General features: G+C 71.6%; 15 protein-coding genes and 1 pseudogene. 10 read left to right on the forward strand and 6 right to left on the reverse strand.

Annotated elements, in window-relative coordinates; translation table 11 throughout:
• Nucleotides 1–53: 53 nt before the first annotated feature.
• Nucleotides 54–206: a hypothetical protein gene (locus ABD817_RS29825; RefSeq protein WP_344921550.1), complete on the reverse strand. Its 153-nt coding sequence runs from the start codon at nt 204–206 to the stop codon at nt 54–56.
• Nucleotides 207–235: 29 nt separating this feature from the next.
• Nucleotides 236–1216 carry an NAD(+)/NADH kinase gene (locus ABD817_RS29830; protein WP_344921551.1) on the reverse strand — a complete coding sequence of 327 codons (981 nt, stop codon included), beginning with the start codon at nt 1214–1216 and terminating at the stop codon, nt 236–238.
• A gap of 355 nt (nt 1217–1571) precedes the next feature.
• Here ABD817_RS29830 and ABD817_RS29835 point away from each other — a divergent pair, with 355 nt between their 5' ends.
• Genes ABD817_RS29835 through crcB form a run of 3 tightly spaced genes read left to right on the forward strand, consistent with a single transcriptional unit; the run spans nt 1572 to nt 2829 of the window.
• Nucleotides 1572–2111 (forward strand): fluoride efflux transporter FluC, encoded by a 540-nt coding sequence (locus ABD817_RS29835; RefSeq protein ID WP_344921552.1) that lies wholly within the window; start codon nt 1572–1574, stop codon nt 2109–2111.
• Entirely contained in the window at nt 2108–2446 is a 339-nt protein-coding gene (locus tag ABD817_RS29840; RefSeq protein WP_344921553.1) for a DUF190 domain-containing protein, read from the forward strand. The genes ABD817_RS29835 and ABD817_RS29840 overlap by 4 nt, the downstream gene beginning before the upstream one ends.
• Nucleotides 2443–2829, forward strand: a complete 387-nt coding sequence (gene crcB, locus ABD817_RS29845) for a fluoride efflux transporter CrcB (protein ID WP_344921554.1) — start codon at nt 2443–2445, stop codon at nt 2827–2829. The genes ABD817_RS29840 and crcB overlap by 4 nt, the downstream gene beginning before the upstream one ends.
• A gap of 100 nt (nt 2830–2929) precedes the next feature.
• Here the strand turns inward: crcB and ABD817_RS29850 are convergent, their stop codons facing one another.
• The gene (locus ABD817_RS29850; protein ID WP_344921555.1) at nt 2930–3550 is read right to left on the reverse strand and encodes a TetR/AcrR family transcriptional regulator; all 621 of its coding nucleotides are present in this window, start codon (nt 3548–3550) and stop codon (nt 2930–2932) included.
• A gap of 158 nt (nt 3551–3708) precedes the next feature.
• Between ABD817_RS29850 and ABD817_RS29855 the strand changes: the two genes are divergently transcribed.
• Entirely contained in the window at nt 3709–5235 is a 1527-nt protein-coding gene (locus ABD817_RS29855; RefSeq protein ID WP_344921829.1) for an MDR family MFS transporter, read from the forward strand.
• 21 nt (nt 5236–5256) lie between these two features.
• Nucleotides 5257–5460 (forward strand): annotated as a pseudogene (locus ABD817_RS29860) (SIP domain-containing protein); the annotation flags it as partial.
• Between the two features lie 39 nt (nt 5461–5499).
• Here the strand turns inward: ABD817_RS29860 and ABD817_RS29865 are convergent.
• Both ABD817_RS29865 and ABD817_RS29870 read right to left on the reverse strand, forming a co-directional pair.
• A complete protein-coding gene (locus tag ABD817_RS29865) occupies nt 5500–7233 on the reverse strand; it encodes a methyltransferase domain-containing protein (RefSeq protein WP_344921556.1) in 1734 nt (577 codons plus the stop codon).
• 174 nt (nt 7234–7407) lie between these two features.
• On the reverse strand, nt 7408–8232 hold the full coding sequence (locus tag ABD817_RS29870; protein ID WP_344921557.1) for a nitroreductase/quinone reductase family protein: 825 nt from the start codon (nt 8230–8232) through the stop codon (nt 7408–7410).
• A gap of 859 nt (nt 8233–9091) precedes the next feature.
• On the opposite strand from ABD817_RS29870, the gene ABD817_RS29875 reads away from it, so the two are divergent.
• The 3 genes from ABD817_RS29875 to ABD817_RS29885 are packed head-to-tail and all read left to right on the forward strand — an operon-like array spanning nt 9092 to nt 11632.
• Entirely contained in the window at nt 9092–9616 is a 525-nt protein-coding gene (locus tag ABD817_RS29875; protein ID WP_344921558.1) for a PadR family transcriptional regulator, read from the forward strand.
• Nucleotides 9609–10271: an ABC transporter ATP-binding protein gene (locus tag ABD817_RS29880; protein ID WP_344921560.1), complete on the forward strand. Its 663-nt coding sequence runs from the start codon at nt 9609–9611 to the stop codon at nt 10269–10271. Before ABD817_RS29875 ends, ABD817_RS29880 begins: the two co-directional genes overlap by 8 nt.
• Nucleotides 10268–11632 carry an FtsX-like permease family protein gene (locus ABD817_RS29885; protein WP_344921561.1) on the forward strand — a complete coding sequence of 455 codons (1365 nt, stop codon included), beginning with the start codon at nt 10268–10270 and terminating at the stop codon, nt 11630–11632. Before ABD817_RS29880 ends, ABD817_RS29885 begins: the two co-directional genes overlap by 4 nt.
• 421 nt (nt 11633–12053) lie before the next feature.
• On the opposite strand, the gene ABD817_RS29890 is transcribed toward ABD817_RS29885, so the two are convergent.
• On the reverse strand, nt 12054–12599 hold the full coding sequence (locus ABD817_RS29890; protein WP_344921563.1) for a DoxX family protein: 546 nt from the start codon (nt 12597–12599) through the stop codon (nt 12054–12056).
• A gap of 424 nt (nt 12600–13023) precedes the next feature.
• Between ABD817_RS29890 and ABD817_RS29895 the strand changes: the two genes are divergently transcribed.
• Together ABD817_RS29895 and ABD817_RS29900 are read left to right on the forward strand one after the other, a co-directional pair.
• Nucleotides 13024–13461 (forward strand): diol dehydratase small subunit, encoded by a 438-nt coding sequence (locus tag ABD817_RS29895; RefSeq protein ID WP_344921564.1) that lies wholly within the window; start codon nt 13024–13026, stop codon nt 13459–13461.
• A gap of 75 nt (nt 13462–13536) precedes the next feature.
• Nucleotides 13537–15369: a propanediol/glycerol family dehydratase large subunit gene (locus ABD817_RS29900; RefSeq protein ID WP_344921565.1), complete on the forward strand. Its 1833-nt coding sequence runs from the start codon at nt 13537–13539 to the stop codon at nt 15367–15369.
• Nucleotides 15370–15431: the final 62 nt, after the last annotated feature.

Below are 15431 nucleotides of genomic sequence, written 5' to 3' on the forward strand. Positions count from 1 at the left end.
CACTTCGCGGCGTCGAGCCTGCTCGGTGCCTGTGCTGTCCCGTCTCGATTCCGTTATGCGGCCCGATGCGTGCGGGCGGTCAGCGGTTCGGGTGGCTCCCGGACCTCGAACTCGACGCCGAACGCGGCCACCCGGACCGCGAGACGGCCGAGGCTGCCGGAGCCGGCGCGCGGCACGCGGGTGTCGTCGTCGACGGTTTCGTCCACGAGCTCTGGAACGTCAAACGGGACGGGGATCAGGCGGGTGTCGGGTCATCGGGCGGTGTGGTGGCCCGGCGGCCGCCGGTCGCGGCCTCGGCCCGGCGGCGCAACTCGGGGGGAATCAGCTCCAACAGCTGGTCCGGGCGCAGGGGCAGGTCGAGCAGGCTGAGCTTGACCCGGCTGCGGTTGGTGTGTTCGCCCCCGGAGAGCCTCACCACCTGCCCGGCCTCGGCGCGCATGGTGACGCTCACCTCCTCGCCGTACCCGAGCTCACCGGCCGGGGTTCCGTCGATGTCGACGGTGACGGGCGCGCTGTCGGCCGCCACGGTGAGCCGGACGTGATCGGCCGCGCCCAGCACGACCGGCCGGCTGATGCCGGACATGGGGGCGACCGGGGTGATGACCAGGGCGCTGGACGACGGGGACAGGATCGGGCCGCCGGCCGCGTAGTTGTAGGCGGTGGAGCCGGTGGGGGTCGAGACGACCACGGCATCGGCCCGGTAGTAGCCGTACTGGAGACCGTTGACGGCCAGATCGAGGGAGACGGCCCCGGCGCGGGGCGGCCGGCCCAGCACCAGGTCGTTGAAGCCGGACCGGGTCGCCAGCCGCGTCTCACCGGCGTCCACCCGCAGGGCCGCGTACTGCTCGATGGTGAATTCACCGGCCCTCAGCCGCGCCAGCGCCGAGGGCAGCTGGGTCGGGTGAACCTCGGCGAGGAAACCCAGATTGCCGTGGTTGACTCCGAGCACGGGCACGGGCCGGCCGATCATCAGCCGCATCGCCCCCAGGATCGTGCCGTCGCCGCCCAGGGCGACGAGACCGTCCACCTCGGCCACGAACCGAGCCTCGGGGACGACCTCGACCTCGGCCGGTACGCGGTCCCGGTCGATCTCGCGGGCGAGCAGTCGAGAACCGCGGTGCCGGGAGGTCTCGACGATCGTACTGATCGACCGGTCCACCTGCTTGGTCGGATGAAGCACCAGACCGACCGTGCCCACCTGCGGTTTCGGATCCATCCCCTCACTCTAGGCACTCCAGGTCGCCCTCGCGGACGACCCCGGGATGGCGAGCGCCGGATCACCGGCACCACCAGCATGATCGTCGCCGCGGGGACGGCGAGGGCCGGGCTTCCGCCATCCGAGGCGGTCGCCGTGTTCGAGTCCCTCGACCACGGGCCTCGGCGGGCGTACGGGTGATCGTGAAGCGGTCACGCTAGGCTGAGGGGTGAGGACCCCGCAGATACCGGGGTCCCGCGGCGGTGGGGCCCGCCGCGTCCAACCGCGGCACCCGCTGCCGCCAACGGTCCCTACCCGTGACAGGTCGTGCCCGCGCAGCCAGGCCGGGCGTCCAGCACGTGTGGGGAGAAGAGGTATGCGTCCGAGCCAGGCGAGGTTCACGGTGGCGACCGAGCCCATCGATCCCGACGTCGACCTCGACGCCGATCCGCCCGGCGCGCGCGGGCGCGGGGAGTCCCGCCGCCCGCATCGCGTCGTCCTGGCGGTGATCGCCGCCGGTGGCGCGATCGGTACGGGGGCCCGCTACGGCGCCGCCCTGCTGTGGCCCACCGCGGCCGGGTCCTTCCCGTGGACCACGCTGGGGGTCAACGTGGCGGGTAGCCTGCTGATCGGTGTTCTCCTGGTCGCGCTCACCGAGGCGTGGACGGCGCCGGCCTGGACGCGGCCGTTTCTGGCCACCGGCGTGCTGGGCGGCTTCACCACCTTCTCCACCTACTGCCTGGACATCGAGCGCCTGGTCTCCGGCGGCCGGATCGACCTGGCGCTCGGCTATCTGGCGGTGACGCTCGTGGCGGCCCTGGTCGCGGTGACGGCCGGCGCGTGGGCCACCCGCGGGCTCCTGGCGAGAGCGGCGAGGCCGGGGAGAGCGGGGAGAACGGGAAGGAGAGCGCGATGATTCCAGCCGGACGGGCACTGAGGTTGACGGTCTTCGTCGACGACACCGACACCTGGTGCCACCGACCCCTGTACACCGAGATCGTGCACCGTGCCCACGCCGCGGGGCTGGCCGGGGCGTCCGTCTTCCGGGGCGTCGAGGGCTTCGGCGCCACCTCGACGGTGCACACCACCCGGCTGCTGTCGATGGCCGACGACCTGCCGGTGGTTGTCACGATCATCGACACCGAGGAGCGGATCCGCGCCTTCCTGCCTCGGCTGGACGACCTCCCCGCCGAGGGGCTGGCCATCCTGGACGAGGTCGAGGTCGTTCGCCGGGGCGGGACGGCGGTGTGAGCGGGCCGCAGAGCTGGCTCGCGGTGCTGCTCGGCGGTGCCGTCGGAGCGCCGCTGCGCTACCTGACCGACCGGGCCGTGCAGGCCCGCCACGACACGGTCTTCCCCTGGGGCACCTTCGCCGTCAACGTGGTCGGCTCGCTCATCCTGGGCGCCCTGACCGGGGCGGCGCTGTCCGGGGCGGTGGGCGCCGGTGCGTACCTGCTTCTCGGCACCGGTTTCTGCGGGGCGCTGACCACGTACTCGACGTTCTCCTACGAGACGCTGCGGCTGGCCGAGAGCGGCGCGGTCCTCTTCGCCGTGGCCAACGTCGCCGCCTCGATCGTCGCCGGCCTGGGGGCGGTGTTCGCCGGGCTCACCCTCGCCCAGATGATCTTCGCGTGACCTCGTTCCCGGGAGATCCGGGACGCGTCCGGTCCAGGGGAACGCGGGGGAGGACCGGCTCGCCGTGCCCACCGTCGGCCGTGGTCGTTCCGCCGGATCGTCATGATCGGTGGGTGGGCGGGTCCGTGTCGAAGGGGCGGGCCATCTCGTCGAGGACGTCGTCCATGATCTCCACCAGGGGGCGGGACTCCTGCTCGTCGGTCCACATGTGCGTGGCGATGCGCATCGCGACCAGGAAGGCCGCGGCCATCACCCGGGGGCGGGTGGCGGTGCCGTGGTCGCCGTGGTCGCCGCGTTCGGCGATGACCTGGGCGAGCTCGCGTTCGAGGTTGGCGTGGCTCGCCAGCTGCCTGGCCAGGAGCGAGGGGTGCCTCTTGGCGAGCCTGGCGCGGATCGCCCACTCCCTCTCCGGCCCGCCCAGCTCGCCGTAGGAGTCCCGGACGGCGCCGTGCAGTGCCCGCCAGGCCGATTCCTCGGCGGGGCGGGTGCGGATCCGCTCGACCAGGAGGCGGATGCGCTGCTCGTCGCCGTAGAGCAGGGCGTCCTCCTTGCTGGCGAAGTAGTTGGAGAAGGTCCGCCGCGAGATGTTGGCCGCGTCTGCGATGGCCTCGACGGTGACGTGCTCCAGGCCGTGCTCGGCGGTCAGCCGTAGGGCGGCCTCGTGGACCGCCTGCCGCGTCTCGGCCTTCTTGCGCTCGCGCAACCCCGCTGTGATCTGCATGACGTGAACAGCCTACTGCCCGACTAAGTGTGCCCACTGCGCAAACTTTCTCAGTGGGCATGTATGTTGTCACGGTCTGTCCGATTAATAGATCACTGGTATTTGTTCGGAGGTTGTGCGTGAGCACACAAGCGGTCGCGCCACCCGGCGCGGAGCCGATGAGCCATCGCGAGATTCTCGAAGCACTGAGCGGCCTGCTGCTCGCCCTGTTCGTGGCGATGATCAGCGCCACGATCGTGTCGGTGGCGCTGCCGCAGATCATCGGCGCGCTCGACGGCACCCAGTCCCAGTACACGTGGGTGGTCACCGCGTCGCTGCTCGCCGCGACCGCGTCCACCCCGGTCTGGGGCAAGCTGGCCGACCTGTTCAGCAAGAAACTGCTCATCCAGATCTCCATCGTCATTTTCATGCTCAGCTCGCTGGCCTGCGGATTCGCGCAGAACACCGGTCAGCTCATCGCCTTCCGCGCCATCCAGGGCCTCGGTATGGGAGCCCTTCAGGTCCTGGTCCAGGTCGTCATCGCCGCGATGATCAGTCCCAAGGAGCGGGGACGCTACAACGGCTACCTCGGCGCCGTGATGGCCGTGGCCACCGTGGCGGGCCCGCTCCTCGGCGGCCTGATCGCCGACACCTCGTGGCTGGGCTGGCGCTGGTGCTTCTTCATCGCCGTGCCGTTCACGGCCGTCGCCTTCCTCCTGCTGCACAAGACGCTCCACGTGGTCACGGTCCGGCGGCCGGACACCCAGGTCGACTACGCGGGCGCCACACTGATCGCCGCGGGCGTGAGCGTCCTGCTCATCTGGATCACCTTCGTCGGCAACTCCTTCGACTGGATCTCCTGGCAGACCGCGGCCATGGTCGGCGGCGGGATCGTGATCCTGGCCGCCGCGGTGTGGGTGGAGTCACGGGTCAAGGAGCCGATCGTGCCGCTGCACATCGTCCGCATGCGCGACCCCGCCCTGGCCATCCTCGCCAGCCTCGCGGTGGGCATGGCGATGTTCGGCGGATCGGTCTTCCTGGGCCAGTACTTCCAGATCGGCCGGGGCTACACCCCCACCGAGGCCGGGCTGCTGACCATCCCGCTGATGCTCGGCGTGCTGTTGTCCTCGGCGGTCTCCGGAGCGCTCGTGTCCAGGAGCGGCAGCGTCAAGCCGTACATCGTCGCGGGTTCCGTCGTGCTCACCGTCGGCTTCCTCGGCCTGTCCGTGATCGACCACGAGACCTCGCTGGTGCTCGTGTCGGCCGCGATGCTGCTGGTCGGCATCGGCGTCGGCATGTCCATGCAGAACCTGGTGCTGGTCATCCAGAACGTCGTCCCGCTGCGGGAGCTGGGCGCCGCCAGCGGGGCCGTCACCTTCTTCCGCTCGCTGGGCGGCACGATCGGGGTCTCGGTCCTGGGCGCGGTCCTGGCCAACAGGGTGGCCACCGGCATCGCCGAGGGCTTCCAGAGGGCGGGCATCCGGCCGTCCGGCTCGGAGGGCGGCACCCTCAACCTCCAGGCGCTGCCCGAGGCCGCGAGGACCGTCGTGCGCGTGGCGTACGGCGACGCCACGGGGCACATCTTCCTGATCTCCGCCGCGATCGCCGCGGTGGGTGTCGTCGCCGCGCTCTTCCTCAAGCCGACCAGGCTCCGGGACAGCCTGGACCTGCCGGACACCCGGGAAAGCGGCGCCGTGGCCCGCTGACCCGGACGCGTCCACCGTGACGGGGCGTCGGCGGCCTCCTCCCGGACGCTGCTCGCGGCGGTGGCCGACCTCGACCTTCCCGGCGGCGAGGGGGCCGCCTACGTGGCGGGGGAGGCCAGGACCTGCCAGATGGTCCGCGACCACCTCGTGCGGGAGCGTAACTGGCCGCGTACCTCGATCAAGGTCAAGCCGTTCTGGACACCGGGCAAACGCGGGCCGCACTGACGGCACGTCACCCTACGGGACCCGGTGCCGTTCGGCCGCTCACAGGCGCCGGACCTTGAGCGCGTTGTCCGTACGGGTGGTGGGCCGCCCCTCGGGGTCGTTCTGGATCCGCTCGTGTTCCTCGCAGAGCAGCACCTCCCACTCCCCGTCCGGGAGCTCAAGGGATTCGAGGACCTCCTGCGGCGTGGGAAGGTGCACGCCGGGGTGGGGATTCCGCTCCCAGGAGGGGAACCCCGCGTGCCCGACCACGAGGAGCACCCCGCCGGGCGCGACCGCCGAGGCGGCGGTCCGCAGGATCTTCTCGCGGGGCATGTCGCCGAGGGAGTGCAGGAAATGGGCGGAGACGAGATCGAAGACACCGTCGGGGAAGGACGCCCCCAGGTCGTGCCGCTGCCAGTCGATCCGGTCGGCGACGTCCTCCGCCGCCGCGTGCCGGGCCGCGCGCTCGAGGGCGACGCCGGAGATGTCGGTGGCGGTGACACGCCATCCCCGCCGCGCGAGCCAGATCGCGTCGGCTCCCTCACCGCATCCCAGGTCCAGGGCGGTGCCCGGCTCCAGGCCGGTGATCTCGCGGACCAGGATGGTGTTGGGGTTCCCGCTCCAGACCCGGTCGCTTCCGGCGTAGCGGCGGTCCCAGAACTCCTCGTCCGAGACGGGGCCGTCCGCCGGGTCACCCTCCCGGGCGTCTCCGTGCGCGTGGTCATGGGCGTGGTCATGCGCGTGGTCGTGCCGGTCGGCGGCGTCGCGGGCGGAGATATCGTCGCGGCGGGCGGCGACGGCCCGGCGGGTCTCCTCGGCGACCAGGTCGGCGTTGATCGCCGCGGCGGCCCGCCCGCCCGCGGCGGCGGCGGCGATGACCTGATCGGTCAGGGTGGTGACGTTTCCGTCCACCCACACCCTGGGCAGCGCCGTCGCCCCGGACGGGTCGGCGGCGACGTAGCTGCCGACCACGTACCCGCCCATCTCCTGGTCGGTCGTCTCCAGGCCCAGGCCGGTGAGGACGCCGGAGCGGGCGGTGAGGCGCGGGGTCACCACGAGGACCTGGCGGGAGATCACCCGGCCGTCGGCGAGGCGTACGCCGGTGAGCCGGTCGTCCGTCACCTCCAGCGCCGTCACCCGCCCGTCCACCACGGCGATGTCGCGGGCGGCCAGCCGCTCGTACTCCTCGTCACTGAAGTCGCCGAGGTCGCCGGAGTCGGTCGTGGTGTGCGAGAAGAGGGTCACGTCCTCGCTCCACTGCCGCCACAGCAGGGCCTGGTGGACCGCGAGCGGTCCGGTGGCCAGGACGCCGATCGCCTGGTCGCGTACCTCCCAGCCGTGGCAGTACGGGCAGTGCAGGACCTCGCGCCCCCAGCGCTCCGCCAGGCCCGGCACCTCGGGCAGTTCGTCGACCAGGCCGGTGGTCACCAGCAGCCGGTCCGCCACGACCGCGGAGCCGCCTTCGAGGACGACGCGGAAGCCCCCGGCGTCCAGGCGCTCGGCCGTCACGACGTCACCCTCGACGATCTCGCCGCCGTAGCCGGTCACCTCCGCGCGCCCCAGGGCCGCTAGCTCCGCAGGGGGTACGCCGTCGCGCGTCAGGTAGGAGTGGACGTGGGACGCCGGAGCGTTGCGCGGCCGGCCCGCGTCGATCACCAGCACCGAGCGCCGTGCTCGGGCCAGGGTGAGCGCCCCGCTCAACCCGGCGGCGCCACCGCCGACGACCACGACGTCGTAGCGCCGTTCCACACCCGAGGGGGCGGCGGTCACGGCCTGTTCCGCTTGTACGGTCATTTGTGATACCTCCGTTCACCGCACATGATCCGCCCATCCTCCGGAATCCGGCAAAGTTATTTGCCGGATCGGCAACATGGGGGGCGGAGGACCCGGAACGGCGTGCCGCCTCCTCCGGCAGGTGACCCGCGCACCGGCGACGGTGGCCGTCACCGGTACGCGGGCGGCGGGCTCCTACGTGTCGAGGATCGGGATCAGCTGCTCCTCCTCGTAGGCCAGATGCCTTTCGAGCTCGTCGGTGAGCCGCTCGACCTCGGAGAGCACCAGCGGGGGATCCGCGCCCTCGGCGGAGATGACCTCCCGCAGTTCCTCGATGAGGGCCGCGATCTTCTCGTGCTCCCGGCTCAGCCGCTCGAGGGTGGGGGTGAGTTCGGGATAGCGCCCGGCGAGGAAGGGGAACAGCGCGATGTCCTCACCGGTGTGGTGGTTGTGCAGCCCCTGGCAGAGGGTGAGGCAGTTCACCCGCAGCTGGGCGCCGAGTCCGGGACCCGACTCGGTGACCTCCTTGCGGATCAGGGAGAGTTCTCGCCGGAACATGTCGTGGACCAGCCGGAGAGCCTCGCTCGCCGACGACGCCTTCGGCGGACCGCCCCCGGCATGGAGGGCGACCACCGGGATGACACGTGTCGTCTTGGCCTGGTAGTCGGCCCACCCCGGGTCGGCCTCGGCCGCGCGGGCGAAGAGGCGGTCGCGTTCGGCGCCCTCCAGGACGACGGCTCGCGCCTCGTAGGTGAAGATGCCGTCCTCGACCGTGACGACGGGATTGGCCACCAGGTTGTGGAACCAGGCCGGGTGGTTCGGCGCGCCACCGGCCGAGGCGATGACCAGCACTCGTTCACCGCCGTCGGGAAGGTAGCCGAGCGGGGTCGTGTGCCGGGCGCCGGACCGCGCCCCGACGGTGGTCAGCAGGAGCAGCCGGGCCCCCTCGAAGGGGCCGCCGACCCGCCCGCCGTTGGCGCGGAACTCCTCGATGATCTGCTGGTTGAAATCGATCGGCATTCTCTGTTTTCTTCTCCAGGATTGATGGTCCCGCGGTTGTTCGCGGGCATGACGAAATCACCACGTGGCGACAGCGACCGTGGTGCGGGAAATCAGGAAAGGCACGCCGGACAATCGGCCGGATCGGCGATTCACCGCCGGGGCCGATTCGTGAATGGCGTGAGGGGCACGGTGACCGGCGACGACCGGCGACGACCGGCACCGTGAGAGCACGCGGGTATCACGCGGGTATCACGCGGAACGTGGAAGCCGCTGGAGTGCGGAAACCACAGGCGGGAGCCACGCGGCACGTGGAACCCCGCACGCGGAGGCCACACGACACACGGAAATCACGTGTGGGATCGCGGAAGGGGGAATCCACGGAGAAATGTCGCGCCGAACGCGCGGAAGGAAGGAAAGGGGGGCCTCTGGCCCGCCCGGGGCTCACGCCTCGGCCGGGTGCCCTACTCGCTGTTGGCCCAAGGCCGACCCGGCAGTCACAAACTCAACCGTAGTGCTACGAACGCACCAAGGCAACGTCGCGTTTCCCGGCCACCCCGATTTCCTGGCATTTCGATTTACCCGCACCCGGGCTTCCCCGGACCCGGACTTCCCCGCACCCGCCAGTGTGACGACCGGCGCCACGGGTTCACCTGACGCCGGGTGGCCGCCCTCTCCCTCGTTCCGCCGAGCGGATATGCCGGACGGCAGCCGCACCGTTTCGAGGCCGCCTCGCCGCGCCCGGCCACCGGTGAGCCGGCACAGGCACGGCGTGGTCACCTGGGTGGATCCGCCCTGACCGGCTTTCGGATCCGATCGCGCGGGGTGATCGACCGCCCGACTATTCGCTCAGTGTATGTATTGAATGTATAGTCTCGGCATGTCGACCGGACACGTGATGCTCGGGCTGCTCGCGGAGCGGCCCAAGCACGGGTACGAACTCAAACGCGAGCATGACCAGCGCCTGCCGGGCGCCAGGCCGCTCGCGTACGGACAGGTCTACGCGACGCTGCAGCGTCTGCAGCGGGACGGGTTCGCCGAGGTGACGGAGACCGTGCGGGAGAGCGGTCCGGAGCGCACGGTGTACGCGATCACCGAGGAGGGGCTGGCCGAGCTGGCCCGATGGCTGGAACAGGTGGAGGCGCCCGCGCCGCACGTGTCCAGCGCGCTCGTCTCGCGCGTGGTGGTGGCCATCGTGGCCGGTGGCGCCGCCGACGGCTACCTGGTCAGGCAGCGCGCCGCCCATCTGGCGCGGATGCGCGAGCTCACCGCGGAGCGGGCCTCGGGGTCGCCCGCGCAGGCGCTCGCCGCCGACCACGCGCTCCAGCACCTCGACGCCGACCTGCGCTGGATCGAGACGACCATGGAACGACTCGCGGATCTCAAGGAGGAGATCGATGCTTGAGGCACGCGCGCTGCGCAAGACCTTCGCCAGGACCGTCGCGCTGGACGGTGTGTCCGTGGAGATCGGCGACGGGGAGATCGTCGCGATCACCGGGCCGAGCGGCTCCGGCAAGTCCACCCTCCTGCACTGCCTGGCAGGGATCATCCGTCCGGAGTCGGGGGAGGTCCACCTCGACGGGCGGCGCGTCGACACCCTCGACGAGACCGGCCGGACGAGCCTGCGCAGGCAGAGCTTCGGTGTCGTCTTCCAGTCCGGCCGGCTGGTCCCCGAGCTGACCGCGCAGGAGAACGTGGCGCTGCCGCTGCTGTTCAACCGGCACGGACGCCGGGAGTCGCTGCTCGCCGCCCGGTCCCGGCTGGAGAGGCTGGGCGTGGCCGACTGCGCGGACCGGCGGCCCGGCGAGCTGTCCGGCGGCCAGCTGCAGCGGGTCGCCGTGGCCCGCGCGCTGGTCACCGGCCCGCGGGTGGTCTTCGCCGACGAGCCGACCGGCGCGCTCGACTCGCTGGCCGGAGAGCGGGTGATGGACGAGCTCGTCGGCACGGCGCGCGCGGACGGCGCCACCCTGGTGATCGTCACCCATGACAACCGGGTGGCCGCCTACGCCGACCGGGAGATCGCGCTGCGCGACGGCAGGACGACCGGGGTGACCGTGTGATCGCCGTGATGCGGATGCTCGCCAGGGGCGGGTCACGGCGCGAGCGGGTACGGGGGCGTCTCATGACCGCGGGGGCGGCGCTCGCGACCTTCCTGCTGTGCGCGGGGGCGAACCTGCTGGCGTTCGGGCTCCGGCTGTCCCGTGCCCCCGAAGGCTACCTCGTCGAGACACCGATCGATTACCTGGGCTTCTTCTCCAGCCAGGACGCGAGACTGCTCACCGCGCTGGCACTCGCCCTGCTGGTCGTGCCCACCATGGCCTTCCTCCACCAGGTGAGCCGCCTGGCCAGCGCGACGAGGGAGCGGCGGCTGGCCGCGCTCCGGCTGGCCGGGGCCACCCCGCGCGAGGTGCGCCTGCTCGGGGCGTACGAGAGCGGGTGGCGGACACTGCTGGGCGGGGTGTGCGGCATCGCGCTGTACCTGGCGATGAACCTGACGCTGGCGTGGTCGCTGGAGGGCGCGGTGCCCCTGGTCCCGCCGGCGCAGATCCTGACGATCCTCGTCGCGGTGACGCTCGCCGGGACGCTGTCCGGGCTGACGGCGGGGAGGCACGTGGTGACCTCTCCGCTGGGCGTGGTCCGGCGGACGCCCCCGGCCGGTCCCAGGGCACTCGACCTGGTGCTGGTGGCGGTGGGTGCCGGGTTGCTCGTCGCCGGGCTCACCGGCGAGGGCAGGTTCCCCGGCGGGGCGTACGTCGCGGTGCTGTCCGTGACGGCCGGCCCGGTGCTCCTGCTGTTCGGCCTGGTCCTCGGCGCCGCGTGGCTGATCAGGCTGGCCGCCCGGCGGATCGGTGACCGCACCGGGGCGGCGGAGACCCTGCTGGCCGCCCGGATGGTCGGGACCGATCCCCGGGGGTGGGCCCGCGCGCTGTCGGTGGTGGGACTGACCGTGTTCTTCGGCTCCGGGGTCGGCGCCCAGCAGGGGTTCATCCTCTTCCGGGGCGGCATCGATACCTCCTGGGCCGTGGCCTACCTGCTCGTGGACCTCGCCCTGCTCGTCGCGCTGGTCACCTCGGCCGCCGCCCTCGTGGCGCACCAGGCGGAGGACCTGCTGGATCACCGGCACTCGTACGCGGCCCTCGCCGCCTCCGGGGTGCCCGGTCCCGCGCTGGGCCGGGTCCTCACCCGGCAGGCGCTCATCGCCGCGCTGCCGGTGTGCGTCGTGGCCGCCGTCGCGGGAGTGGGAGTGGTTGTCTCGTCGGTGTGGGACATCTACCGCGAGGTGCCGGAGGCGTTCGCGGTCGCCGCCGCCCGGGGGGTGCTCATGGTGGGGATCGGGGTGCTGGCCGCGACGCTGGTGGCTCGGGCCGCCCGGCCGATCCTGCGCCGGACGCTGCGGCCGGAGGGACTCCGGGAGGAGTGAGGGCGCCTTACCCCCGCTCGGCCCGGCCGGAGGCGCCGGTTCTACGCCGAACAGCCACAGACTGGTGTATTTCCCGTCAGTGATTCCCTCCGTGAGATCACTTGCACGGGGCGCGCCTTACTGTGCCGCAGATGTCATCCCGATCGGGAGGCACCATGCGGAAGGTGGATCAGGTCGAGGACGACAAGAAGACGACCAAGAAGATCAAGCGGCTGGAGAAGGTCGAGACGACCACCCTCCGCGAAGGCGGCTGATCCAAACGGTTAGGTAGCCGGTCAGGTTCGGCCTGACCGGCTTTTCTATGTCCTCGACTGTCCTCGGCTGTCATCGGCTCCTCTTCGTGGTGACGTTCATCCGAGGTCGTCGGCACTGGTTCCGCAGGCGGAGTGCCGGTCGGGTCTGACGCCGGGCCGGTTCGCGTTCAGCGGGGGACCGGTTCCGAGCTCCCGGTGCGGGGGCGCGGGGAGCTCTGCACGCGGTGCGTCAGGGTGGTGTCGGCCGACCTGGCCACCCAGAGCGCGACGGCGACGTACAGGACCTGCTGCGGGATCCTGAGCCACAGGGGCGTCGCCTCGCCGCCGTGGAAGGGGACGTCGGCGACGGCCGCGTAGACGTTGGCGGGAAGCAGCAGTACGTAGAGGGCGGTCAGGGCGATCCCGGCGGCCCGGCGCGTCGCGGCGACCACGAGTCCCGCGGCGCCGAGGAGTTCCAGCACGCCGGTCGCGTAGACCACGGCGCCGGGGAACGGCACGATCGGCGGCACCATGCGCACCATGTCGGCGTGGTTGGGCATGACGGTCACCCCCGCCGGGACGAAATGCGCGGCGGCGGTGACGACGAGCATGACGGCCATCCCGTGCGCCGCGCTCGCCGGCCAGGTGGCGAAGCGGCGGACACCGAGCGCGCCCAGCGCGCGGAAGCCCAGGGTGGCGACCACGAGAACGATCTCGACCACGAATGCGGACATCGACGTATCCCTTCCTCGGATAGTGGAACTATCCAATATTAGATACTATGGCTATCCAATGGCGCAAGTCGCGGGTCCGGGGGTCGTTCCGGGGCGGTGGGCTGTCCCGGGTGAACGGCGGATCGGCCGGGTGGCCTCGATGCCGTCCGCCTTGGGCATCCGTCTTCTCGTCCTCTTCGGCTTCGGCGGATGAGACCCGGGCCGCGCTGACCGGGGGCGTCCTGACCGGGACGCTGGCCATCGCCTTCTGGCCGTATCACGAAATTTGACTGAATAGTGGACGCAAAGTGGTTGCAACGTGACGCTTCATAACGTTTCACCTGAATAGCGGCGCCGCGGTGGACGTCTCCTCGTCCCGAGGCGGTGACGGCTCCAGTGGTACGAGCCCGCGGGGGCTCGCTGATGAGAGGGCGGGTGCGAGCCGATGACCTCCGTGAAGACGAGCCCGGCGAAACTGGACCCACGGCGTGACTACCCGCTGGCGTCCCGTCGCCCGGAGCTGCTCGGGACACCGACGGGCAAGCGCCTCGACGAGATCACCATGGAGGCCGTCCTGGCTGGTGCGGTGGTGGCCGAGGACCTCCGCATCACACCGGAGACGCTGCGGCTGCAGGCCGAGATCGCGGACTCGTCCGGCAGACCGCAGCTCGGGCAGAACTTCCGCCGGGCCGCCGAGCTGACCGCGCTGCCGGACGAGAAGGTGCTGGAGATCTACAACGCGCTGCGGCCGCGCGCCTCCACGAAACAGCGGCTGGCCGAGATCGCCGAGGAGCTGGAGCGCGACCACTCCGCCACGCTGTGCGCGCGGCTGGTCAGGGAGGCCGCCGACGTGTACGAGCGCCGGGGCGTCCTCGCCAGCTGAACACGGCGCGCACTTCGGCGTCGGCGGCGGTGGCGTCGGTGGCGGGGCAGGGGCGTCAGGAAGGTGGGACCGGAGATGGGTACCAGGAACGCGGCGGGCGGGCCGGTGGGCGAGCGGACGAACGGGCGGGCGTCGGCGCCCTGGCGATCCAAGAGCGCGGCGGGCCCGCGGACGCCCGAGGTCTCCCCGCGATCCGAGAGCGGGGCGGGCCTTCCGGCGGCGCCCGCTCCCCGGCGGTCCAGGCGCACGGAGATCCTGGAGAACCGCCCGGTCAACCTCGACGGCTTCGTGGAGGAGTGGCCGGAGGTCGGCATGGTCGCGATGGACAGCCCGTACGACCCGAGCCCGAGCGTGCGCGTGGAGAACGGGACCATCGTGGAGATGGACGGGAAGGACAGGAGGGATTTCGACTTCATCGACCAGTTCATCGCCGACCACGCGATCGACGCCTCGGCGGCCGAGCGGGCGATGGCCCTCTCCCCGGCCGAGATCGCGCACCTGCTGGTGGACCCGAAGGTGTCGCGCGGCGAGGTGCTGGCCGTCTCGTCCGGCCTCACCCCGGCCAAGCTCCTTGAGGTCGTCAAGACCATGAACGTGGTCGAGATGATGATGGCGCTGCAGAAGATGCGGGCGCGGCGCACCCCGGCCAACCAGGGGCACTCCACAAGCGCGCGGGACAACCCGGTCCAGGTGGCCGCGGACGCCGCCGAGGGCGGGCTGCGCGGGTTCCGCGAGCTGGAGACCACCCTCGGCGTGGTGCGGTACGCCCCGCTGGTGGCCATCGCGCTGCAGGTCGGCGCGCAGGCCGGGAGACCCGGCGTGCTCACGCAGTGCGCGCTGGAGGAGGCCACCGAGCTCGAACTGGGCATGCGCGGCATCACCGCGTACGCGGAGACGATCTCGGTGTACGGCACCGAGCAGGTCTTCTGCGACGGTGACGACACCCCGTGGTCGAAGGCGTTCCTCGCGTCGGCCTACGCCTCCCGGGGGATCAAGATGCGGTTCACCTCGGGCACCGGCTCCGAGGTGCAGATGGGCCACGCCGAGAGCAAGTCGATGCTGTACCTGGAGATCCGCTGCGTCCTGGTCGCCAAGGGGGCCGGGGTCCAGGGCCTGCAGAACGGCTCGATCAGCTGCATCGGCGTACCCGGCGCGGTACCGGCGGGCATCCGCGCGGTGCTGGCCGAGAACCTCGTCGCCAGTACCGTCGACCTGGAGTGCGCCTCCGGTAACGACCAGTCCTTCTCGCACTCCGACATGCGCCGCACCGCGCGGCTGATGCCGCAACTGCTGCCCGGCACCGACTTCATCTGCTCGGGCTACTCCGCCGTGCCGAACTACGACAACATGTTCGCCGGTTCCAACCTGGACCCCGAGGACTACGACGACTGGAACACCATCCAGCGGGATCTGCAGGTCGACGGCGCCCTGCGGCACGTCCCCGAGGCGGAGATCCTCGCCGCCCGGGGCAGGGCCGCGCGTGCGCTGCGGGGCGTGTTCGCCTACCTCGATCTGGCACCGATCACCGACGCGGAGATCGAGGCGGTCGTCTACTCCCACGGCAGCAGGGAACTGCCGCCGCGAGACGTGCTGGAGGACCTGAAGTCGGCGCGGTCGGTGATGGAGCGGGGCGTCACCGGGCTCGACATCGTCAAGGGGCTGGAGGCCGGAGGTTTCCCCGACGTGGCCGAGGCGCTGCTGGGCGTGCTGAGGCAGCGGGTCTCGGGTGACCTCCTGCAGACCTCGGCGATCCTGACCCCGGAGCTGACGACGCTCTCCGCCGTCAACGATCCCAACGACTACGCGGGCCCCGGCAGCGGGTACCGCCCGAGCGGTGCGCGCTGGGAGGAGATGAAACGGCTGCGGCACGTCGTCAGCGCCCGCGACCCGGAGGAGGAGGTCGGCTGACCTTCCCGCCGGGCGGCGACCGTCAGGTGGCCGGTGACCGTCGGGCGGTTCGCGAGCGGGAG

Origin of the sequence: Streptosporangium oxazolinicum, from assembly GCF_039537505.1 — a bacterium.
GTDB lineage: Bacteria > Actinomycetota > Actinomycetes > Streptosporangiales > Streptosporangiaceae > Streptosporangium > Streptosporangium oxazolinicum.